Genomic DNA, 22,026 nt, shown 5'->3' on the forward strand with positions numbered 1-22,026 from the left:
AGATCGCCGCTGCGCCGGGCGCCAGCCGCGCCGGCGCCGGGCGCGAAGATGTGATTGCCAGGCCGCGACCGGTGCCTCCGCGGCGGGCAGGGACGCAGCCCCGGTGGCGGGGCCGCGCGGGATTCAGCGCATTCGCAGCGCGCCGTCGATGCGGATCACCTCACCGTTGAGATAGCCCATCTCGACGATGAAGGCGGCGAGGCGGCCGTATTCCTCCGGTCGGCCCAGCCGCGGCGGGTTCGGCACATCGGCGGCCAGCTGCTGCTGGGCCGTCTCCGGCAGGCCCATCAGCATCGGCGTCAGGAAGATGCCCGGCGCGATCGCCATCACCCGGATGCTGTCGCGCGACAGGTCACGGGCCATCGGCAGGGTCATGCCGACGATGCCGCCCTTGGAGGCGGCATAGGGCACCTGGCCCTTCTGCCCGTCGAAGGCGGCGATCGAGGCGGTGTTGATGATCACCCCGCGCTCGCCATCGGCGTCGGGTGCGTTCTTCGCCATCTCGGCGGCGGCCAGACGGGCGACGTTGAAGCTGCCCACCAGGTTCACGTCCACGGTGATCTGGAAGGTGGACAGCGGCAGCGGTCCTTCCTTGCCCAGCGTCTTGCCGACGGTACCGATACCGGCGCAGTTCACCGCGGCGGTGATCTTGCCCATCTTCTCGACCGCATGGGCGATGGCCTTGGCCACCGACTCGTCGCTGGTCACATCGGTCTGCACGAAATGCCCGCCGATCTCGGCGGCAACCTTCTCGCCGCGCTCGGCATCGCGGTCGAACAGGGTGACCTGAGCGCCCTGAGAGGCGAAATGGCGCGCGGTGGCCTCGCCCAGACCGGAGGCGCCACCGGTGATGACCGCGGCGGTTTCACTGAGTTTCATTGCGGGTTCCTCCCCCTCGATATGAACATATGTTCAGATAACAGCGCCGAGGGGCCGGGATCCAGCCCGCAAATCGCATACGCCACGGCGCGCCGCTTCTTCTCTGTGCAAATACTCCCGCCGGAGGCTCCCGCAGGGGACACCTTCGGCAAGGCGCACCGGACCGGGCGCAACCGCGCGGCTCATCCCCCTAACCGCGAAACGCCCCGACCTGGGGGCCGGGGCGTTGCAGACTGTCGCTGTCTCGGGCCGGCATCAGCCCTTGAGCTGCACCAGCGCATGGCGTTTCTTGCCGGCCGAGAGCTTGACCGGGCTGGCCAGCGCGGCGGCATCCAGCATCAGCCCGGCATCGGTCAGCGGCGCATCGTCGATGCGGGCGCCGTTCTCGGCGATCAGCCGCTTGGCCTCCTTGCCGGATTTTGCCAGACCCGCCTTCACGATCACCTGCACGATGGAAATGCCGCCGTCGGCGATCTCATCCGCGCTCAGCTCCAGCGTCGGCAGGTCGTCGCCCACGCCGCCCTTTTCGAAGACCTCCCGCGCGGTGGCTTCTGCCGCCGCCGCTGCTTCGGCACCGTGCAGCAGGCTCGTCACCTCATTGGCCAGGATGATCTTGGCGGCGTTGATCTCGGAGCCTTCCAGCGCACCCAGCCGGTCGCATTCCGCCACCGGCAGCTCGGTATAGAGCTTCATGAACCGGCCGACGTCGGCATCGGTGGTATTGCGCCAGAACTGCCAGAACTCATAGGGGCTCAGCATCTCGGCGTTCAGCCACATGGCACCGCCCTGGCTCTTGCCCATCTTGCGCCCGTCCGAAGTGGTCAGAAGCGGCGAGGTCAGCCCAAAGATGGTATTGTCCAGCACCCGGCGCGTCAGGTCGATGCCGTTGACGATATTGCCCCATTGGTCCGACCCGCCCATCTGCAGCACGCAGCCGTAGCGGCGGTTCAGCTCCAGGAAGTCATAGGCCTGCAGGATCATGTAGTTGAATTCGAGGAAGGACAGCGACTGTTCGCGGTCGAGCCGCGATTTCACGCTCTCGAAGCTCAGCATCCGGTTGACGCTGAAGTGGCGGCCGATGTCGCGCAGGAACTCCAGATAGTTCAGGTCGTCCAGCCATTCGGCGTTGTTCAGCATCATCGCGCCATTCGGCCCGTCGCCATAGGAGAGGTATTTGGCGAAGACCTGCTTCATGCCGCTGATATTGGCGTCGATCTGCTCCGGGCTCAGCAGAGGCCGCTCGTCCGAGCGGAAGCTCGGGTCGCCGACCTTGGTGGTGCCGCCGCCCATCAGGGTGATCGGCCGATGCCCGGTCTTCTGCAGCCAGCGCAGCATCATGATGTTCAGCAGATGGCCCACGTGCAGCGACTGCGCCGTGGCGTCATACCCGATATAGGCCGTCACCACGCCCGAGGTCAGCGCGTCATCGAGCCCCTCGTAATCGGTGCAGTCGGCCAGATAGCCGCGTTCCATCATCACCTGCAGGAAGTCGGATTTGGGATGGTATGTCATGGCTTGCCTCGGGGTTGATTTGCGGGGAGTGTATAGGCGGCAGTGACACAAAGGAAAAGGCCATGAATAAGGCCGGCAGGACAGGCGCCCCGATGCGGGCGCTTGGGGCGATGAGCGGAACCTCTCTCGACGGTGTGGATGCGGCGGTGGTGGAGACCGACGGACGGCGGATCCTGGGGTTCGGCCAGACCGGCTATCGGCCCTATTCCGAGGCGGAGCGGGCGGTGCTGCACGCCGGGCTCGGCCACTGGGCGGGGCCTGCGGCCGAGGCGGCGGGGCGCGTTGTCGATGCCGCCCATGCCGCGCTGCTGGCGGAGTTCGAGGGCGTCGATATCGTCGGTTATCACGGCCAGACCCTGGCGCATGAACCGAAGGGGCGCGGCACCTGCCAGGTCGGCGACGGCGCCGCGCTGGCCGAGGCCCTGGGTGTGCCGGTGGTCTGGGACTTCCGCTCAGACGACGTGGCGCTGGGGGGCGAAGGGGCGCCGCTGGCCCCGTTTTTCCATTTCGCCTGCGCCAAGTGGATCGGCGCGACGGAGCCGCTCTGCTTTCTCAACCTCGGCGGGGTGGGCAATATCACCTATGTCGATCCCGCCTTCGAGGCGCCGGAGGAGGCGGGGGCGTTGCTGGCCTTCGATACCGGCCCGGCCAATGCGCCGATCAACGATCTGATGCAGGCGCGTCTCGGGCTGGCGATGGACGAGGGCGGACGGCTCGCCGCCCGGGGGCAGGTGGAGGAGGGCGCGCTGGAGCTGTTCCTGGCCGAACCCTATTTCGCCCGCATGCCACCCAAATCGCTCGATCGCAACGATTTCGCCGAGATGATCGGCCTCGTCGGCGAACTGAGCGATGCCGATGCGGTGGCGACCCTGACCGGCATGTGCGCCGCCGGGGTGTTGCAGGGCATGGAACATTGTCCGCGCCCGCCGGCACGGCTGTTGGTCACCGGCGGCGGCCGTCACAACCCGGTGTTGATGGAGATGCTGCAGGTGGCGCTCGATTGCCCGGTGGATCCGGTGGAGACCGTCGGGCTCGACGGCGACATGCTGGAAGCCCAGGCGTTCGCCTATCTCGCGGTGCGGGTGGCCTATGGCATGGCGACCTCCTGCCCCGGTACCACCGGGGTGCGCGCGCTGGTTGGCGGCGGTGTGCTGAGCCGGCCGGAGCGGGATTAGGGGGTGCTGCCCCCGCCTCCTGCTGAGACGCCCCCGGGATGTTCGGAGCCAGGACAAGAGCCGGGGTGAGCGGCGCAGGAACAAACAGTCCAGTGGATCGTTTCAGCCGCGATCGGACACATCCCCGGCGCGGCGCCGACCGGACACATCCCGGAAAGGCCGGGGGATCAGCCGCGCGGGATGTCGAACTCTGGCGCCGCGAGGGTGAAGCCGGCGAAGTCGAAGCCGGGGGACACGGTGCAGGAGACCAGCGTATAGGCCCCGGTGCTGCGGGCCGCCTGCCAGTGATGCTCCGGCACGATCAGATGCGGTCGGCCCTCGGTCAGATCGGGGCTGAGCAGATGGTCGCGCGCCGGGCCGGTTTCATCCGGGCTGATCGACAGCACCAGCGGTGCGCCTCTGTGGTAATGCCAGATCTCGGTGGCATCGACCCGGTGCCAGTGGCTGGCCTCGCCCTCCGCCAGCAGAAAGTAGATGCAGGTGCCGCTGCCGCGTCCCTCTGGCGTCGCGGCGCGCCAGGTTTCGCGGAACCAGCCGCCCTCGGGATGGCGCTCCAGCGCCAGCTCTCTGATGATATCGTCCGCGGTCATGGCGCCGATTATGCCCGGGCCGCGCTGCGGAGGCTATGGCAATCTGGCCAGCGCGGGTTATCTAGGGGACATGAGCCTGCATATCCCCTTCGACAACAGTTTCGCCCGGTTGCCGGGCACGTTTTTCACCGCCCAGCGGCCGCAGCCGGTGGCGGCGCCGCGGCTGGTCGCCTTCAATACCGATCTGGCGCGGCTGCTGGGGATCGATCCCGGCACGGCGGAGGAGCAAGCCGAGGTCTTCGCCGGCAACCGGCTGCCCGAGGGGGCGGCGCCGCTGGCGCAGGTCTATGCCGGGCATCAATTCGGCCAGTATAACCCGCAGCTGGGCGACGGCCGTGCGGTTCTGCTGGGCGAGGTGGTGGACCGGGACGGGACCCGCCGCGATATTCAGTTGAAGGGGGCGGGGCGGACGCCCTATTCCCGGGGCGGCGACGGCCGCGCCTGGCTGGGGCCGGTGCTGCGCGAATATGTCGTCTCCGAAGCCATGCATGCTCTGGGCATCCCCACCACCCGCGCGCTCGCCGCGGTGGAGACCGGAGAGATCATCCTGCGCGACGGGCCAAGGCCCGGTGCGGTGCTGACCCGGGTCGCGGCCAGTCACCTGCGGGTGGGCAGCTTCCAGTTCTTCGCCGCGCGCGGCGATCTCGACAGCCTGTCCCGGCTGACCGACTATGCCATCGCCCGGCATTATCCCGGGGCGGCGGGGCCGATGGGGCTGTTGCGGGCGGTCTGCGCGGCCCAGGCCGGTTTGGTGGCACAGTGGATGGCGGTGGGCTTCATCCACGGGGTGATGAACACCGACAATGCCGCGATCTCCGGCGAGACCATCGATTACGGGCCCTGCGCCTTTCTCGACACCTATCATCCGCAGACGGTCTACAGCTCGATCGACCGCTATGGTCGCTATGCCTATGACCGCCAGCCCGATATCGCGGTCTGGAACATGGCGCAGCTCGCCACCGCGCTGTTGCAGCAGATGGAGGATCGCGAGGCGGCGGTGGAGGAGGCGACCGAGATCGTCCACGCGATGCCGACGCAGATCCATGCCGCATGGCTCACCCGGTTCCGGGCCAAGCTGGCGCTCGCCGACGCGCAGGAGGGGGACGCGGCGCTGATTTCTGAACTGCTGGCGCGGATGGCCGCCAACCAGGCGGATTTCACCAACAGTTTCCGCGCCTTGGGCAGGCCGGAGGCGCGCGATCAGTTCACCGACCCCACCGCCTATGACACCTGGGAGGCCGAGTGGCGCGCTCGCCGCCGGGGACAGCCCGACCCGTTGCCGCTGATCGCGGCGGCCAATCCCGCCATCATCCCGCGCAACCACCGCATCGAACAGATGATCGAGGCGGCGGTGGCGGGCGATTACGCCCCCTTCGCGCGGCTCTCCACGGCGCTCTCCACCCCCTTCGACGATCAGCCGGGGGCCGCGGATCTGTGCCGCCCGCCGCTGCCGGACGAGGTGGTGGAGGCGACCTTCTGCGGCACCTGATCCCGCGTGGCACGCCCTTCGATCTGGCAAAAATATCCCGGGGGAGGGCGTGCGGAGCACACCCGGGGGCAGCGCCCCCCCTATCCCGGCCGCGCCGCCGGCACCCGGTTGATCAGCACGATCCCGGTGGCCACCAGCGCCAGCGCCCCCCAGATGCCGGGCCCGACCTGTTCGCCCAGCAGAAGCCAGCCGAGGGCAACGGCGAAGACCGGCGACAGAAAGCTGAAGGAGGCCACCGCCGAGGCGGTGTAGATCGTCAGCAGGTGAAACCAGAGCAGAAAGCCCAGGCTGACGACGCAGATCCCCTGAAACCACAGCCCGGCCCAATGCAGCGCCGTCGGTGCCCGCAGCCCCTCGCCGATCAGGGCGGCGGCGATCAGCATCACCGGCGCGGAGACGGCGACCTGAAAGAACAGCTGGACCGAGGGCGAGACCTGCGCCAGCGGCGTCGCCCGGGTGATCATCACGATCGCCGCCCAGCCCAGTGTCGCCGCCAGTGCCAGGCTGTCGCCCAGCAGGCTGGCCGCACCCTGGCTGCGGTCGGCCATGGCCAGCGCCACCCCGGCCAGCGCCAGCGCCATGCCGGCCATCCGCGCTCCGCTCAGCCGCTCGCCCGGCAGCCAGAGGTGCGCGGCAAGCCCGAGCCAGACCGGCATCGAGTAGAAGATGACCGAGGCGCGCGACACCGTGGTGTGATCCAGCGCGACGAACAGCGCCATGAACTCGAAACCGAAGACGGCGCCGCTGATCAGACCCCAGAGCAGGGCACCGCGCGGCAGGCGCAGCGGCACCCGGCGCAGTACGATCCAGATCAGCAGCACCATGGCCGCGATCGCCGACCGCAGGCCGGCCTGGAACACCGGGGCGAGTCCGCCCGAGGTGACCTTGATCACCACCTGGTTGAAGGCGAGCAGCAGGGCGAACCCGGTCAGGGTCGCCGCCCCGAGCGGATCGATTGCACGTTTGTCTCCCATGCCGCGCACTCGATCCAGCGCGGCCGGCTTTGTCAAGGTCTGTCGCATCGGCGCGGCGCGGCTCCCGGTCACGGGCTCTCGGCAAAGGATCGCACGCGGGGCTTGCGCCGCGCCGCAGCATCGGCACAATCGCAGGCAACGCGCCACTTCTCACTGCCGGTTCCATGCCCGATCCCGTCAAGCTGCGCCTGGCCAGCTACAACATCCAGAAATGCGTCGGCCTCGATCTGCGCCGGCTGCCGCGCCGCACCCTGCAGGTGGTCGACCGGCTGGGCGCCGACATCGTGGTGCTGCAGGAGGCCGACAAGCGCCTGCCGCCGCGTCCCGCCGCGCTGCCGCATTTCGTGCTGGAGGAGGCCGGCTGGCAGATTGCCGATCTCGGCGGCGCCGGATCGCTGGGCTGGCACGGCAATGCGATCATCTGGCGCGGCAGCGGGCTGCGGCTGACCGGCAAGGGGCATTTGCCGCTTCCGGGGCTGGAGCCGCGCGGCGCGGTCTGGGTCAGTTTCGACGGCCCCTTCGGACCGCTGCGGGTGGTTGGGATGCATCTGGGGCTGGTCGCCCGCTATCGCTACCGGCAAGTGCAGCAGGTGCTGCAGGACTGCGCCCGCATGCCGGCGATGCCCACGGTCTGGGCCGGCGATTTCAACGAATGGTCGACCCAGCCGGTGCTGGACCGGATCGCGCCGCAGATGCGGTTCCTGCCTCCGCGCCCGAGCTTCCCGGCGCCACGCCCGCTGGGCCCGCTCGACCGGATCGCCCTGGGCCCGGGGCTGCGGGCGGCGGCGCATGGGCTCTATGAGGATCAGCCGGCGCGGATCGCCTCGGATCACCTGCCGATCTGGGCCGATCTGCTGTGCGATCGGGCCGATCTGGGCAGCGCCGGCTAGCCGCAGCCGAGAGGGCGTTTTTCCGGCTGCAAATATCCCGGGGGAGGCTCCGCAGGAGCCGGGGGCAGCGCCCCCGATCCCCATCGTCACCTCTCGGGACGGCGCGGCTCAGGGCTTCGGCGTCGTCTTTCGCGGCACGCCGTAAAGCTCCATGCGGTGACCGCGCAGCTCATAGCCGAGCTTGGCGGCGATCTTCTCCTGCAGCGCCTCGATCTCGGGGTCGACGAATTCGATCACCTCGCCGGTGCTCAGGTCGATCAGGTGGTCGTGATGATCGCGTTCGGCATCCTCATAGCGGGCCCGGCCATCGCCGAATTCCAGCCGCTCCAGTATCCCCGATTCCTCGAACAGCTTCACCGTCCGGTAGACGGTGGCGATCGAGATGCCGGGGTCGATGGCGCTGGCGCGGGCGTGCAGCTCCTCGGCATCGGGGTGGTCGTCGCTTTCCTCCAGCACGCGGGCGATGGTGCGGCGCGGTCCGGTCATGCGCAGCCCCCTGGCCTCGCAGCGGGCAAGGATGGTTTCGGTCATCGGCGGTTCCATTCTGTCTCGGGCTTTGGGTTTAACGCCTGTTTTTCGCTGCGGCTACCGGCTTTTGCGCCGCAGAAACCGCGGCGGGTGGTTGACATCGGCGCGCCGGGCGTCCATCTGGCGATCAGGCACTGACCTCTGCCGCGTGAGCAGATGACCCAGGGGCGCGAGCATATCGCAGCCCGGCCCACGGCGAAAGGCCTGGGCAAGGGTGGGGAAGACCGGGTCGGTGCCGACCGTTCCCAAGATCACGCGTGGGGCCGATGCGTTTGGCCGGTTCCCTGGCATTCGGCCGGGGGGCAGAGGTCCGCGCCCCACTGTCGCCCGCCTGCGCGGGCGGCTGAACCCGCGCCCTGTCCGTGGTCCGTCCCGCGGGGCCGAAAGGATATGTTTTGAACCAATTCGAGATGATGGGCCTGCCGGCTCACCTGCTCACCCGCCTGGCCGCCATGGGGCTGAGCGAACCGACCCCGATCCAGTCTCGGGCGATCCCGCATGCGCTGGACGGCCGCGATGTGATGGGCCTGGCCCAGACCGGCACCGGCAAGACCGCCGCCTTTGGCCTGCCGCTGGTCGCCAAGATGCTGGAATACGGCCGCAAGCCGGCGCAGAAGACCGTCCGCGGGCTGGTGCTGGCGCCGACCCGCGAACTCGCCAACCAGATTTGCGACACCCTGCGGGCGCTGGTCGAGGGTACGCCGCTGAAGGTGGGCTATGTGGTCGGCGGCCAGTCGATCAACGCCCAGATCAAGCGGCTGGAGCGCGGCACCGATATTCTGGTCGCCACCCCGGGCCGGCTGCTGGATCTGCTGGACCGCCGGGCGCTCACCCTGGAGGATTGCGATTTCCTGGTGCTGGACGAAGCCGACCAGATGCTCGATCTCGGCTTCATCCACGCGCTGCGCAAGATCGCGGCGCTGCTGCCGGAGGAGCGTCAGACGCTGCTGTTCTCGGCCACCATGCCGAAGCAGATGAACGAGATCGCCCAGAGCTATCTGAACAATCCGATGCGGGTCGAGGTCACCCCGCCGGGCAAGGCCGCCGACAAGATCACCCAATCGGTGCATTTCATCGCCAAGGCGGAAAAGACCGGCCTGCTGATCGAATTGCTCGATACCCACCGCGACGAGCTGGCGCTGGTCTTCGCCCGCACCAAGCACGGCTCCGACCGGCTGATGAAGGCGCTGGACCGGGCCGGCTATGCCACGGCGGCGATCCACGGCAACAAGAGCCAGGGACAGCGCGACCGGGCGCTGGCGGCCTTCAAGGCGGGGGAAATCCTGGTGCTGGTGGCCACCGACGTGGCGGCCCGGGGGCTCGATATCCCCGACGTCAAACACGTCTACAACTACGATCTGCCGAATGTGCCGGATGCCTATGTGCACCGGATCGGCCGCACCGCGCGGGCCGGCAAGGACGGTTCTGCCATCGCATTCTGCGCGCCTGACGAGATGGGCGAGCTGAAGGCGATCCAGAAGGTGATGAAGATGTCGATCCCGGTGGCCTCTGGCCGCCCCTGGGAGGTGATGGAAGACCCCACGGCGCCGAAATCCGGCCCCGGCGGGCGGCGCGGCGGGTCCGGCAAGCCGGGTCAGGCCGGTGGGCCGCGTCGGCGGCGCCGCGGTGGTGGCGGTGGCGGCGGCGGTCGCCGGCCCAGCAAGGCGGCCCGACGCGGCCGCGATCGGATGATCGGACGCCCCCGTGCCTCGGCCCGGGGGCGTTTTCCTGTCAACGGGCGGGCTGCGCGGCGCGGCGGGCCCGCCGCAGGGTCAGCGGGATCAGCGCGCTCAGGATCAGCAGTCGCAGGACGTGGCAGGCGGTGATGAAACCTGGGTTGGCCCCCATCGCTGCACCGAGTGCGATCATCGTCTCCAGCCCGCCGGGGGCGAAGCCGGTCAGCACATGGGCGGTGGGCATCGCCAGCGCCAGCGCCACCGGAAAAGCGGCCAGGGTCATCACCGCGACGCTGATCGCGGTCACTGCCAGCCCGGCCATCAGCGCCGAGCGCAACAGCGCCAGGGACACGCCGGAAAACCGGGTGCCGATCACCGTGCCCATCACCAGAAACGCCGGCATGCTGAGCCAGAGCGGCAGGCTGCCGGTGCTGAGCCCGGTGACATGGCCGCCGGCGGAGGCGACCATCGGTCCGAGCAGGAGCGGCGCGGGAAATTTCAGCCGGCGGAACAGCACCCCCAGCGCCACCCCGACCAGCGCCAGCACGATCAGCTGCAGGGGCGGCATCGGCACCCCTTGTGGCAGCACCCCGGGCGCCATCCGCACCCCCAGCGCCAGGGCGACGAAGGGCACGCTCAGCGTCAGCACCAGTACCCGCAGGGTCTGCGCCACGGCGATCCGCGCCACATCGCTGCCGGTATCGGCGGCGGAGGCGAGGACGAAGCTCAGGTGCCCGGGGGCGGAGGCCAGGCTGGCGCTGACCGGGTCGAAGTGAAACAGCCGCATCAGCACCTGCTGGCCGGACCAGAGGATCGCCACCAGCGCCAGCCCGAGGACGGCGAAGGCCAGCGGCCAGTGCAGTACCGCCCGGCCGGCTTCGGCCGAAAATCCGCTGCCGACCCCGAGGCCGAGCACCACCAGGCATATCTGCATCAGCCGCGGCGAGACCGACAGCCGGGCACCGGCCAGCCCGGCCAGAGACACCACCAGCGCCGGGCCGATCAGCAAGGCTGCGGGCAGGGCGGCCAGATAGGCCAGCGCGGCCCCCAGCGCGCCGAGGCCGAGCGCGCGGGCATTGGTCCACAAGAGGGCGGGAAGGCGGGTCATGCTCCGGCCCTATCACCGCTGTGGGGCGGCCACAATCTCCCGCCATAATCTCCCGTTGTGTCCGGCCCATCGCCACCGCCGGTCGGGCGGGGCCGGCGGCGCGGCACCGCTTGCAGCCTGCCCGAAATTCGGTCATGGCGGGCGGGTGCCCTCCGGCACCTTTCTCTTTCGACGGATCGATCCCGATGGACAACCTGCGCGGTGCCGCCCTGATGACGGTGGCCATGCTCGGCTTTGCGGCCGAGGACATGCTGATCAAGCTGCTGGCCGGCAGCCTGCCGAGCTGGGAGATCATCCTGATCCTTGGCACCGGGATATCGCTGGTCTTCGCGCTGCTGACCAGGGCGGCGGGGCGGCCGCTGTGGACCCGTGCCTATCTGACCCGGCCGGTGATGATCCGCAACCTGGGTGAGATCTGCGGCACCGTCGGCATGGTGACGGCGCTGGCGTTGGCGCCGCTGGCGGCGGTCTCGGCCATCCTGCAGGCCAGCCCGCTGCTGGTGACGCTGGGGGCGGCGCTGTTTCTGAAGGAACCGGTGGGCTGGCGCCGCTGGGGCGCGGTGATCGTGGGCTTTCTCGGTGTCATGCTGGTGATCCAGCCGGGCGGCGCCGGCTTCGATCCGATGGCGCTGTTCGCGCTGTTGGCGGTGGTCGGGCTCGGCATGCGCGACGTGGCCACCCGGGTGGTGCCGCGCGAAACCACCTCTGCTCAGCTCAGTTTCCTGGCCTTCGTGATCCAGATCCCCACCGCGCTGGTGCTGCGCATGGTCACCGGAGAGCCGATGGTGATGCCGGGGCCGACCGAGGGGCTGCGGTTTCTCGGGGTGATCGCGCTGGGGGCGGGGGCCTATTACGCGCTGACCGCGGCGATGCGTGTGGGCGAGGTCTCCTTCGTGACGCCGTTCCGCTACACCCGGATCATCTTCGCGCTGGTCTTCGCCCTGGCCGTCTTCAACGAGCGTCCCAACGCCCTGATGCTGGTCGGAACCGCGGTGATTGTCGCCTCCGGCATCTATACGCTCTGGCGTGAGCGCAAACATCGGCCCAAGCCCTGACAGCCCCCTTTCCCTGCCGCCACCGGCCCGGTATGAGGCAGGCGACCAATTTATCGGGGTTTACGACATGAGCACGATTATCGACATTCACGCGCGCGAAATTCTCGACAGCCGGGGCAATCCGACCGTCGAGGTCGACGTGATCCTGGAAGACGGCACCATGGGCCGCGCCGCCGTGCCTTCGGGGGCTTCGACCGGCGCCTATGAGGCGGTGGAAAAGCGTGACGGCGACACGTCGCGCTACATGGGCAAGGGGGTGCTGGAAGCCGTCGCCGCCGTCAACGGCGAGATCGCCGAAGAGCTGGTGGGCTTCGACGCGCTGGAGCAGGTCGGCATCGACCAGGCGATGATCGAACTGGACGGCACCGACAACAAGGGCCGGCTGGGCGCCAACGCGATCCTGGGCGTGTCGCTGGCAGTGGCCAAGGCCGCGGCCGATTTCACCTCGCAGCCGCTCTATCGCTATGTCGGCGGCACCTCGGCCCGGGTCCTGCCGGTGCCGATGATGAACATCATCAACGGCGGCGAACATGCCGACAACCCGATCGACATCCAGGAATTCATGATCATGCCGGTGGCAGCGGAAAACATCCGCGACGCCGTGCGCATGGGCTCCGAAGTCTTCCACACCCTGAAAAAGGAACTCTCGGCCGCCGGCATGTCCACCGGTCTGGGCGATGAGGGCGGTTTCGCACCCGAGCTGGCCTCGACCCGCGACGCGCTGGATTTCGTGCTGAAGTCGATCGAGAAGGCCGGCTACAAGCCGGGCGAAGACATCTACCTGGCCCTCGACTGCGCCTCGACCGAGTATTTCGAGGGCGGCAAATACAACATGAAGGGCGAGGGCAAGATCCTCAGCGCCGAAGAGAACGTGGCCTATCTGGCCGATCTGGTCGCCGCCTATCCGATCCTGTCGATCGAGGATGGCTGTGCCGAGGACGACTGGGAAGGCTGGAAGATCCTCACCGACAAGCTGGGCGGCAAGGTGCAACTGGTCGGGGACGACCTGTTCGTGACCAACCCCAAGCGCCTGGCCGAAGGCATTCAGGCCGGTGTCGCCAATTCCATGCTGGTGAAGGTGAACCAGATCGGCTCGCTGACCGAGACGCTGCAGGCGGTCGATATGGCCCATCGCGCGCGTTACACCAACGTGATGTCGCACCGCTCGGGCGAGACTGAGGATGCCACCATCGCCGATCTGGCGGTCGCCACCAACTGCGGCCAGATCAAGACCGGCTCGCTGGCCCGCTCCGACCGGCTGGCGAAATACAACCAGTTGATCCGTATCGAGGAAATGCTGGGCGACGTGGCCGAATACGCCGGTCGTTCGATCCTGCGCGGCTGATCCGCCAGAGCCCGGTTTCCCGGTTGAGAAAACGCCCCCGCTGCCGAAAGGCGGCGGGGGTTTTCCGTGCGCCTTGTGCAAGGGGCAGGGTGGCGCCGATCAGAACGGCCGGTCAGACGCGCAGGCGTTGACAGGCGATCGCGGGGCCGCAAAAGCCGCGTCCAAAGCGCCGGGTGAAAACGCGGCCGTTGCGGGGCAAACGACGCCTGGAAAATTCCGGGACCTAGGCGGCCTGTCTGATCTTCCTGAAGAAGTCCTTGATATGGGTCTTGTAATGCGCCTCCGCCGAATTCTTCTTCAGCCGGATGCCCGCCATGGCGAGATGCCCCTTCGGCGATGACGCCGCGAGGGTGGTGACCGCGCGAATAACGGTGGAGTTTTCCGTCTTCTGCTTGAGCACGATCTTGGTCGCTGCGGTGATGCCCGCGATCTTGGTTTCGAACGCCAGCCGATTGGGGACATCGCTCTCGACCGCCTTGATCACCACCTTGCCGCTCAGCAGGCTGACCGAAAAAGTGCCGGTCCAGGAGGTCCCGACGCCGATGGCGTCCTCGCCCTCCGCGCGCGTCAGCGGCAGGCCGTGATCGTTCGCCCAACTTTCCAGATTGGATTTGTCGATGAGCACGGTCCAGACGGTGTCGATGGGCGCGTTGATGATCTCTTTTCCGGCAAATTTCATTGGGGCTCCAGGGTTGACCGGGCAGCTCTCAGTCACGCGGGCTGCCGGCGTCGAATTTGTCATGACCGCTCCGCTGCCGCAAGCGACTGCGGCGGTGAATCGGCGCCTCGGGGCGAAACCCGTCGCGACAGTGCCGCACCGCGGCCATTCCGTCGTCGGCCGCACGCAGGTTGGGGGGGCGGCGGCGCGCTTGCCTCTTCTCCCGCATCCGCTCCGGCGCTAGGCTCCGCTCGCAAGGAGGCCCCCGATGTCCCAGCTTGTCGTTCGTCCCGCCCGGGGCGCTGCCGATCTCTTCGCCGTGCGCGCGCTCTGTCGCGCCTACCGTGCCGATCTGGATGCCCGCTGGCCCGATCACCCGCAATTCCTGGCCCGGTACTACAACACCGCGGAGTTCGAGGGGCTGCTGGCCCGGCTGCCGGAGCTGCACCGGCCGCCGCGGGGGGAGATCTTCGTTGCCGATCTGGGCGGGCGGATCGTCGGCTGCGGCATGACGCATGAGATCGCCGCCGGGGTGTCCGAGATCAAGCGCGTCTTCGTCACCGAGGCGGCGCGCGGCCATGGCGCCGGGCGGCGGATTTGCCAGGCGGCGATGGAGCGGGCGCGGGGGGATGGCTATGAGCGCATGGTGCTCGACACCACCACGCGGCTGACCGAGGCGATCGCGCTGTACCAGCGGCTGGGATTCGCGCCGATCGCCCCGTTCTACGATCCGCCGGAGGATTTCGCCGAGAACCTGCTGTTCTTCGGTCGCGATCTCTAGAGCTTGCGGCTCATCACCCGGGTGCCTTCCTCCTCGCGGAACCGGGCGCGGGCGAACAGGTCGCGGTTGCGGTCGGCGGCGCTGTCAAGATGCAGCTGGATCGCCTTGACCCCGGCCGCGCCGAGGGCGCGGGGCAGGCTGCCCAGCACCTCGGTGGCGATGCCGCGGCCGCGCACCGGTGGCCGGATGTAAAGCTCTTCGATCCGCGCCTCCAGCCCGGCCAGCGGCAGCGACCAGCCGAAGCTCAGCACGATATAGCCGAGCGGCGCGCGCGCCGGTCCGATCAGATAGATCGCCCCCTGCGGCAGTCCCTCCAGGAGCGGCGCGATTCCGTCGCGCTGCTGCTCCGCCGCGCGGTCGATCCCCAACTCGGCATGACAGGCCGCCGACAGCGCCAGCAGCCGGTCCAGATCGGCGGGCCTGGCCAGATGCAGCGCCGCGCTCATAGCCGCCCCAGCCGTTCGGTCAGCAGCGAAAAGAACGCTTCGGCGACGACATCGCCCATGAACATCGCGTTGGGTCGCCGGTCGGTGACCCGCCACCAGTCGGCGACCGTCATGCCCAGCGTCAACGGCGACCGGGTCTCGATCTCGACATTGATGTAGCGCCCGGAAAACAGCTCTGGCCGGATCAGATAGGCGATGACGGTGGGATCGTGCAGCGGCGCGCCGGCGCTGCCGTATTTCTCCTTGTCGAACCGCTCGAAGAAATCGGTCATCTCGGCCACCGCCAGCCCCACCGGGGTTCCCAGCGCGCGGAAGGCATCGTTGCGCGCCTTGGTCACCAGCGCCCCATGCGTCACATCGAGCGGCATCACCACCAGCGGCACGCCGGATTTGAACACGATATCGGCGGCTTCCGGGTCGACGTAAATGTTGAACTCGGCCGCGGGGGTAATATTGCCGACCTCGAAATAGGCCCCGCCCATCAGCACCACCTCGCGCACCCGGGGGATGATGTCGGGCGCCTCCTGAAACGCCCTCGCGATATTGGTCAGCGGCCCCAGCGGGCAGAGGGTGACGGTGCCCGCCGGCGCGCGCCGCAGCGTCTCGATCAGGAAGGCCACCGCATGCTGCGGTTGCAGCTCCATCGCCGGGTCGGGCAGTTTCGGCCCGTCGAGACCGGTCTTGCCATGCACATGTTCGGCGGTGACCAGCGGCCGGGACAGCGGCGCGTCGCAGCCGGCATAGACCGGCACATCCGGCCGCCCCGCCAGTTCGCAGACGATGCGCGCATTCTTGGCGGTCAGCGCCAGCGGCACGTTGCCGGCCACGGCGGTGATCCCCAGAACCTCGATCTCCTCGGGGCTGGCAAGCGCCAGCAGAATGGCGACTGCGTCGTCCTGGCCCGGGTCGGTGTCGATGATGATCTTGCGCGCGCTCATGCTGCCCCCTTGGTTTCGCGGCGAAGGTCGCAGGGCGCAGGCACAATGTCCAGCGCCCTGCGACCGTCTCGGCGAGGGCCCGCGCCCCGCTGTCTTCTTCTCTGTCGAAATACTCCGGGGGGGCGGCCGCAGGCCGGGGGGCAGCGCCCCCCTCCCAGCCCCGACGTCGCCCGCTCAGCCTTGGGTCTTCGCCGCCTTTTCCGCCGCCTTCACGGCATCCCAGAGCGCGTCCATCTCCGCCAGATCGCTTTCTTCCGGGCGTCGGCCGCGTGCCGCCAGCGCCTGTTCGACCCCGCGGAAGCGGCGGGTGAACTTGCCATTGGCGCGGCGCAGCGCCGCCTCCGGTTCCACGCCCAGGTGACGGCCGAGGTTGACCATGACGAAGAGCAGATCGCCGAATTCCTCCTCGATCTCGTCGGCGCCCAGACTGTCGCACGCCTCGGTCAGCTCATTGGCCTCCTCGGCGATCTTGGCCAGCACGTCGCCGGCATCGGGCCAGTCGAAGCCGACCCGGGCGGCGCGCTTCTGCAGCTTGTAGGCGCGCAGCAGCGCCGGCAGATTGGCCGTCAGCCCTTCGAGCGCGCCCTGCTGTTCCTTGCCGGCGCGTTCGGCGGCCTTGATCGCCTCCCAGTCGGCGGTCTGCTGTTCGGCGCTCTTGTCGCGGCTCTCGTTGCCGAAGACATGCGGGTGGCGCGCGATCATCTTGTCGGAGATCGTCCTGACCACGCTGTCGAAGCTGAACAGCCCCGCCTCCGCGCCCATCTGGGTGTGATAGACGGTCTGGAACAGCAGATCGCCCAGCTCGCCTTCCAGCTCGTCCCAGGCCTGGCGCTCGATGGCGTCGGCGACTTCATAGCCCTCTTCGATGGTATAGGGCGCGATCGAGGCGAAATCCTGTTCCAGATCCCAGGGGCAGCCGGTGTCGGGATCGCGCAGCCGGCGCATGATTTCCAGCAGCCGTCCGATTCCCTCCGGCAGCTCGTAGATCGGGTCCTGATCGGGCATTGCAGCGCCTCCTTATCCGGTGTCAGATGCATCTGTCCCGGATGTGCCCACAGGAGTCCACCCCATGCCCGTCGTGAACCGCATCGCCGATTACGCCGCCGAGATGACGGCCTGGCGCCGGCATCTGCATCAGCATCCCGAACTGGGGTTCGATTGCCCGGAAACCGCCGCCTTCATCGCCGCGCGGCTGCGCGAATTCGGCGTCGACGAACTGCATGAGGGCATCGCCCGTACCGGCATCGTGGCGCTGATCGAGGGGCAGGGGCCGGGGCCGACCATCGGGCTCAGGGCGGATTTCGACGCGCTGCCGATCGCCGAGACCACCGGGCTCGACTATGCCTCGCAAACGCCGGGGAGGATGCATGCCTGCGGCCATGACGGCCATACCGCCATGCTGCTGGGCGCGGCTAAATACCTGGCCGAGACGCGCAATTTCGCCGGCCGCGTGGCGCTGATCTTCCAGCCGGCGGAGGAGGATGGCGGCGGCGGCGAGGTGATGGTGCAGGAAGGCGCGCTCGACCGGTTCGATATCGGCCAGGTCTATGCGCTGCACAATGCGCCGGGCTTCACGGCGGGGGGATTTTACACCACGCCGGGGCCGTTGATGGCGGCGGTCGACCAGTTCCACATCCATATCAAGGGGGTGGGCGGCCATGGCGCGATGCCGCATGAGACCCGCGATCCGGTGGTCGCGGCGCTGTCCATCGGGCAGGCGCTGCAGACCATCGTCAGCCGCAACAATTACGCGCTCGACGATCTGGTGATCTCGCTGACCCAGATCCACACCGGCACCACCGACAATGTGATCCCGGAGGCCGCCTATCTGAACGGCACGGTGCGCACCTTCGATCCCAGGGTGCAGCAGATGGTGATCGAGAGGATGGAGGCCATCGTCGCCGGCCAGGCGATGAGCTTCGAGGTGGAGGCGCGGCTGGACTACGAAAAGGGCTATCCCGCCACCATCAACGATGCCGACAAGACCCGCTTCGCAGTGGAGGTGGCCGAAGAGATCGCCGGGGCCGACAACGTGCTGGGCGATGTCGGACGCGAGATGGGGGCGGAGGATTTCGCCTTCATGTTGCAGGAACGTCCCGGCGCCTATCTGTTCATCGGTCAGGGCGAGACGGCGGGGCTGCATCAGCCCGATTACAACTTCAATGACGAGATCGCGCCGGCGGGCGCCTCCTTTTTCGCGCGGCTGGTCGAACGGGCCCAGCCGGTGGCGAAATAGGATCAACAAGACAGGGGAGATGCCACGATGGCGATGAGCGATGTAGAAAACCAGATCGATGCGGCTTTCACGCGGAACGATCTGCGCGGCACCAATCTGGAAGCCGCCTATGGCGGCGCGCCGTCCTTTCTGAAGCGGCGCTATACCAAGGATCTGACCGGGGCGCAGATCGCGGTGACCGGGGTGCCCTTCGATCTGGCGGTGTCGAACCGGCCGGGCACCCGTCTGGGGCCGCGCGGCATCCGCGAGGCGTCGAGCTATCAGCCCTATGACGAGCCCTATGGCTGGCCGTTCCGGGCGCTGAGCGATCTGGCCATCGTCGATTATGGCGATCTCGCCTATGATTACGCCAATATCCCGGCCTTCCCGGCGGCGCTGACCGCGCATATCGCCGGCATCCTCGCCGCCGGCGTGGCGCCGGTGACGCTGGGCGGCGATCACTACATCACCTATCCGATCCTCAAGGCCTTCGCCGAGAAATACGGGCCGATGTCGCTGCTGCAGTTCGATGCCCATACCGACACCTGGGCCGATGACGATCCCGACCGGATCGACCACGGCACCATGTTCTACAAGGCGGTGAAAGAGGGGCTGGTGGATCCGGCGCGCTCGGTTCAGGTCGGCATCCGCACCCATAACGACGACACGCTGGGGGTGAATATCATCGACGCGGCGGAGGTGCATGAGATCGGACCCAAGGCGGTGGTGGCCAAGATCCGCGAGATCATCGGCGATCATCCCACCTATCTGACTTTCGATATCGACGGGCTCGATCCGGCCTTCGCCCCGGGCACCGGCACGCCGGTCTGGGGCGGGCTCAGTTCGGCCCAGGCGGCGGCGATGCTGCGCGGGCTCGGCGGGATCAACATCAAGGGCGGCGACGTGGTCGAGGTCTCCCCGCCCTTCGATCCCTCCGGTATCACCTCGGTCGCCGGCGCCCATGTGGCGACCGCGATCATTTGTCTGCTGGGATGGACACTTCTGATGTGATTCATCTGGCCTGAGGGGAGCGAAGACGTCCGCACCGGACGCAAGGAGCCAGGCATGAAACGGATTATCATGGGCCTATGGATCGCGCTGACGCTGGTGGTGATCGGCTTTGGCTATGTCCGGCTGGCTCCCGACAATCCGTCAGACTGGCATCTGCCGCCGGAGGTGCAGCGCAATTCCGATCTGGACGGTGGCGTCAAGCGGCGGATCGAGACCGACGCGCTGGGGCTACAGCGGCTGGACGCGATCATCCGCGCCACCCCGCGGACCGAGGTTCTGGCGGGATCGGTGCCGGAGGGGATGATCACCTATGTCACCCGGTCCTGCGTCTTTGGCTTTCCCGATTACACCACCGTCTATCGCAACGGCGATGTGCTGGAAATCTACGGTCGGCTGCGGTTCGGCCGGTCAGATTTCGGTGTGAACCGGGCGCGGGTGGAGCGCTGGCTGCAGACCTTCCAACCGTGAGCTGAGACAGCCGGGGAACAGTTCGCGCCACATCGGCACGTTCAGCGACATCTGGCACTGCGCGGTGAAGCGGCGGCCGTCGACCTCGAGACAGAGGGTTTCACCCAGCTCGATCCGGGCGCCGTGGCGGTCGCTGCAGTAACAGTCCGGTGCCTTGCGGGCCGGCGCCGCCGCGGCGGGCAGGGCGGCCAGCAGGAAGACACCGAAAAGCGGGGCCGGTAAACGCCGGGCCGACAAGGGCCGGGCTGGTGCGGGCATGGGTCCACTCCTCCTCGGCCTCAGCATAGCATCTCCGCCCTCTTGACCAAAGCCTCGGGATGGAGGACACCGCGCCAATGGTTCCCGAAGAACGCCTTGAACAGATCAGCCAGAGGTTTCAGTACCTCGAAGCCGCGATGGCCGATGCCGCCGGCGGCGATATCGCCGCGCTGGCCAAGGAATATTCCGATCTGAAACCCGTGGTCGAGCAGATCGACAGCTGGCGCGCGCTCTGCGCCGATCTGGCCGAGGCCGAGGCGATGCTGGCCGATCCCGACATGCGCGAACTGGCGGAAGAGGAGCTGCCGGGCCTGCGGGCGCGGCTGCCCGAGGCGGAACATGCCTTGCAGCTGGCGCTGCTGCCGCGCGACGAGGCCGACAGCCGCGCCGCGGTTCTGGAAATCCGCCCCGGCACCGGCGGTGACGAGGCGGCGCTGTTCGCCGGCGACCTGCTGCGCATGTATCAGCGCTATGCCGAGGGTCGCGGCTGGCGCTGGGAGGTGATCGAGCTGCAGGAGACCGAGCTCGGCGGTGTGAAAGAGGCGGTGGTGCGGATCGACGGCGAAAACGTCTTCGCCCGGCTGAAATACGAATCCGGCGTGCACCGGGTGCAGCGGGTGCCGGCGACCGAAAGCGGCGGGCGCATCCACACCTCTGCCGCCACCGTGGCCGTGCTGCCGGAGGCGCAGGACGTCGACATCAGGATCGATCCGAACGATCTGCGCATCGACACCATGCGCAGCTCCGGTGCCGGTGGCCAGCATGTGAACACCACCGATTCCGCGGTGCGCATCACCCATTTGCCGACCGGTATCGTGGTGACCTCCTCGGAGAAGTCGCAACACCGCAACCGCGAGATCGCCCTGCAGGTGCTGCGGACCCGGCTCTATGACATGGAACGGCAGAAGGCGCATGATGCCCGCTCCGAGGCGCGCAAGAGCCAGGTCGGCTCCGGCGACCGCAGCGAACGCATCCGCACCTATAACTTCCCGCAGGGCCGGATGACCGATCACCGCATCAACCTGACGCTCTATAAACTGGATCAGGTGATGCAGGGCGATCTGGACGAGGTGATCGATGCGCTCACCGCCGACGATCAAGCCCGCATGCTCGCCGAGATGGGGCAATGACCGGGGCGCTGACGGCCGCCCAGGCGATGGCCGCCGCCGCCGCCCGGCTGCGCGCCGCCGGCGTCGACAGCCCGGCCCGCGATGCCCGGGTGCTGCTGGCCCATGCCGCCCGGATCGAGGCCGCCCGCGTCACCCTGATCGCCCCCGAGGAACTGGATCACGACGTGGCCGACCGCTATGAACAGCTGATCGCGCTGCGCGCCATCCGGGTGCCGGTGTCGCATCTGATCGGGGAGCGCGATTTCTACGGCCGCCGGTTCAAGGTCTCTGGCGAGGTGCTGGACCCGCGGCCGGAGACCGAGACGCTGATCGAGGCGGCGCTGGCCGAACCCTTTGAACGGCTGCTGGATCTCGGTGTCGGCTCCGGCTGCATCCTGGTCACGCTGCTGGCCGAACGCCCCGGCGCCACCGGTCTCGGCGTCGATCTGTCCGAAGCCGCTTGCCTGCAGGCCAGCGCCAATGCGGTGCTGCACCGGGTGACGCCACGCGCCGATATCCGCCAGTCCGACTGGTTCGATGCGGTCACGGGGACATTCGACCTGATCGTTTCCAACCCGCCCTATATCGCCGCGGATGAGATGGCGGGCCTCTCCGAGGAGGTGCGCCGCCATGAGCCGCATCTGGCGCTCACCGACGGTGGCGACGGGCTCGGGGCCTATCGCCGCATCGCGGCGGGGGTGGCCGGGCATCTGCGGCCGGGCGGGCGGCTGCTGGTGGAAATCGGCCCGACCCAGGCGGCGGCGGTCTGCGGCATCTTTTCGCAGGCGGGGCTGAGCGATCTGAACGTGGTTCCCGATCTCGACGGTCGCGACCGGGTGGTCAGCGCCCGGTTGCGCTAACAACCGGGGAGCCGAGGCAACAGATCGGCGGCTTCGGTCGAAAAATGCGTTTTTTTTCCTT

Annotated in this window: 23 protein-coding genes; 12 read left to right on the forward strand and 11 right to left on the reverse strand. The window is 68.3% G+C overall.

Translation table 11 applies throughout. The features are described from left to right. Positions 1-123: 123 nt before the first annotated feature. Entirely contained in the window at positions 124-879 is a 756-nt protein-coding gene (locus QO033_RS01645) for an SDR family NAD(P)-dependent oxidoreductase (protein WP_284479173.1), read from the reverse strand. Between the two features lie 255 nt (positions 880-1,134). Next, positions 1,135-2,391 (reverse strand): tyrosine--tRNA ligase, encoded by a 1,257-nt coding sequence (gene tyrS / locus QO033_RS01650; RefSeq protein WP_284479174.1) that lies wholly within the window; start codon positions 2,389-2,391, stop codon positions 1,135-1,137. A 62-nt stretch (positions 2,392-2,453) separates the two neighbouring features. On the opposite strand from tyrS, the gene QO033_RS01655 reads away from it, so the two are divergent. Then, positions 2,454-3,566 carry an anhydro-N-acetylmuramic acid kinase gene (locus tag QO033_RS01655; protein WP_284479175.1) on the forward strand — a complete coding sequence of 371 codons (1,113 nt, stop codon included), beginning with the start codon at positions 2,454-2,456 and terminating at the stop codon, positions 3,564-3,566. A 167-nt stretch (positions 3,567-3,733) separates the two neighbouring features. Here the strand turns inward: QO033_RS01655 and QO033_RS01660 are convergent, their stop codons facing one another. Next, entirely contained in the window at positions 3,734-4,156 is a 423-nt protein-coding gene (locus tag QO033_RS01660; RefSeq protein ID WP_284479176.1) for a cupin domain-containing protein, read from the reverse strand. Between the two features lie 70 nt (positions 4,157-4,226). Here QO033_RS01660 and QO033_RS01665 point away from each other — a divergent pair, with 70 nt between their 5' ends. Next, positions 4,227-5,645: a protein adenylyltransferase SelO gene (locus tag QO033_RS01665; RefSeq protein ID WP_284479177.1), complete on the forward strand. Its 1,419-nt coding sequence runs from the start codon at positions 4,227-4,229 to the stop codon at positions 5,643-5,645. Positions 5,646-5,725: 80 nt separating this feature from the next. Here the strand turns inward: QO033_RS01665 and QO033_RS01670 are convergent, their stop codons facing one another. After that, positions 5,726-6,619, reverse strand: a complete 894-nt coding sequence (locus tag QO033_RS01670; protein ID WP_284479178.1) for a DMT family transporter — start codon at positions 6,617-6,619, stop codon at positions 5,726-5,728. Between the two features lie 164 nt (positions 6,620-6,783). On the opposite strand from QO033_RS01670, the gene QO033_RS01675 reads away from it, so the two are divergent. After that, on the forward strand, positions 6,784-7,509 hold the full coding sequence (locus QO033_RS01675; protein ID WP_284479179.1) for an endonuclease/exonuclease/phosphatase family protein: 726 nt from the start codon (positions 6,784-6,786) through the stop codon (positions 7,507-7,509). A 108-nt stretch (positions 7,510-7,617) separates the two neighbouring features. Here the strand turns inward: QO033_RS01675 and QO033_RS01680 are convergent, their stop codons facing one another. After that, positions 7,618-8,040, reverse strand: coding sequence for a Fur family transcriptional regulator (locus tag QO033_RS01680; RefSeq protein WP_284479180.1), 423 nt, complete (start codon positions 8,038-8,040; stop codon positions 7,618-7,620). 392 nt (positions 8,041-8,432) lie between these two features. Here QO033_RS01680 and QO033_RS01685 point away from each other — a divergent pair, with 392 nt between their 5' ends. Continuing rightward, positions 8,433-9,863, forward strand: coding sequence for a DEAD/DEAH box helicase (locus tag QO033_RS01685; RefSeq protein WP_407682081.1), 1,431 nt, complete (start codon positions 8,433-8,435; stop codon positions 9,861-9,863). Here the strand turns inward: QO033_RS01685 and QO033_RS01690 are convergent. Next, positions 9,769-10,821, reverse strand: coding sequence for an AbrB family transcriptional regulator (locus tag QO033_RS01690; protein ID WP_284479181.1), 1,053 nt, complete (start codon positions 10,819-10,821; stop codon positions 9,769-9,771). The genes QO033_RS01685 and QO033_RS01690 overlap by 95 nt on opposite strands. A 185-nt stretch (positions 10,822-11,006) precedes the next feature. Here QO033_RS01690 and QO033_RS01695 point away from each other — a divergent pair, with 185 nt between their 5' ends. Further along, entirely contained in the window at positions 11,007-11,876 is an 870-nt protein-coding gene (locus tag QO033_RS01695) for a DMT family transporter (protein WP_284479182.1), read from the forward strand. Positions 11,877-11,943: 67 nt separating this feature from the next. Further along, positions 11,944-13,221: a phosphopyruvate hydratase gene (eno, locus tag QO033_RS01700; protein ID WP_284479183.1), complete on the forward strand. Its 1,278-nt coding sequence runs from the start codon at positions 11,944-11,946 to the stop codon at positions 13,219-13,221. A gap of 223 nt (positions 13,222-13,444) precedes the next feature. Here the strand turns inward: eno and QO033_RS01705 are convergent, their stop codons facing one another. Continuing rightward, positions 13,445-13,963 carry an SRPBCC family protein gene (locus QO033_RS01705; RefSeq protein ID WP_284479184.1) on the reverse strand — a complete coding sequence of 173 codons (519 nt, stop codon included), beginning with the start codon at positions 13,961-13,963 and terminating at the stop codon, positions 13,445-13,447. A 184-nt stretch (positions 13,964-14,147) separates the two neighbouring features. On the opposite strand from QO033_RS01705, the gene QO033_RS01710 reads away from it, so the two are divergent. Next, positions 14,148-14,660, forward strand: coding sequence for a GNAT family N-acetyltransferase (locus tag QO033_RS01710; protein WP_284479185.1), 513 nt, complete (start codon positions 14,148-14,150; stop codon positions 14,658-14,660). Here QO033_RS01710 and QO033_RS01715 read toward each other — a convergent pair. The 3 genes from QO033_RS01715 to mazG all read right to left on the reverse strand — a co-directional run bounded on the left by QO033_RS01715 (position 14,657) and on the right by mazG (position 17,049). After that, entirely contained in the window at positions 14,657-15,106 is a 450-nt protein-coding gene (locus tag QO033_RS01715) for a GNAT family N-acetyltransferase (protein WP_284479186.1), read from the reverse strand. The two genes, QO033_RS01710 and QO033_RS01715, sit on opposite strands and share 4 nt — an antisense overlap. Further along, on the reverse strand, positions 15,103-16,044 hold the full coding sequence (locus QO033_RS01720) for a nucleoside hydrolase (RefSeq protein WP_284479187.1): 942 nt from the start codon (positions 16,042-16,044) through the stop codon (positions 15,103-15,105). Before QO033_RS01720 ends, QO033_RS01715 begins: the two co-directional genes overlap by 4 nt. A gap of 174 nt (positions 16,045-16,218) precedes the next feature. Further along, complete coding sequence (mazG, locus tag QO033_RS01725; RefSeq protein WP_284479188.1) at positions 16,219-17,049, reverse strand: nucleoside triphosphate pyrophosphohydrolase; 831 nt, start codon at positions 17,047-17,049, stop codon at positions 16,219-16,221. Positions 17,050-17,113: 64 nt separating this feature from the next. Here mazG and QO033_RS01730 point away from each other — a divergent pair, with 64 nt between their 5' ends. The 3 genes from QO033_RS01730 to QO033_RS01740 are packed head-to-tail and all read left to right on the forward strand — an operon-like array spanning position 17,114 to position 19,738. Continuing rightward, a complete protein-coding gene (locus QO033_RS01730) occupies positions 17,114-18,280 on the forward strand; it encodes a M20 aminoacylase family protein (protein ID WP_284479189.1) in 1,167 nt (388 codons plus the stop codon). Between the two features lie 27 nt (positions 18,281-18,307). After that, positions 18,308-19,270 carry an agmatinase gene (gene speB, locus QO033_RS01735; RefSeq protein WP_284479190.1) on the forward strand — a complete coding sequence of 321 codons (963 nt, stop codon included), beginning with the start codon at positions 18,308-18,310 and terminating at the stop codon, positions 19,268-19,270. 54 nt (positions 19,271-19,324) lie between these two features. Further along, complete coding sequence (locus QO033_RS01740) at positions 19,325-19,738, forward strand: DUF1499 domain-containing protein (RefSeq protein WP_284479191.1); 414 nt, start codon at positions 19,325-19,327, stop codon at positions 19,736-19,738. Here QO033_RS01740 and QO033_RS01745 read toward each other — a convergent pair. Continuing rightward, entirely contained in the window at positions 19,679-19,996 is a 318-nt protein-coding gene (locus QO033_RS01745; RefSeq protein WP_284479192.1) for a hypothetical protein, read from the reverse strand. The genes QO033_RS01740 and QO033_RS01745 overlap by 60 nt on opposite strands. A gap of 77 nt (positions 19,997-20,073) precedes the next feature. Here QO033_RS01745 and prfA point away from each other — a divergent pair, with 77 nt between their 5' ends. Together prfA and prmC are read left to right on the forward strand one after the other, a co-directional pair. Continuing rightward, positions 20,074-21,126, forward strand: a complete 1,053-nt coding sequence (prfA, locus tag QO033_RS01750; protein WP_284479193.1) for a peptide chain release factor 1 — start codon at positions 20,074-20,076, stop codon at positions 21,124-21,126. Further along, positions 21,123-21,965, forward strand: coding sequence for a peptide chain release factor N(5)-glutamine methyltransferase (gene prmC, locus QO033_RS01755; RefSeq protein WP_284479194.1), 843 nt, complete (start codon positions 21,123-21,125; stop codon positions 21,963-21,965). Before prfA ends, prmC begins: the two co-directional genes overlap by 4 nt. Positions 21,966-22,026 lie beyond the last annotated feature (61 nt).

The organism is Pseudodonghicola flavimaris (assembly GCF_030164425.1).
Lineage (GTDB): Bacteria > Pseudomonadota > Alphaproteobacteria > Rhodobacterales > Rhodobacteraceae > Pseudodonghicola > Pseudodonghicola flavimaris.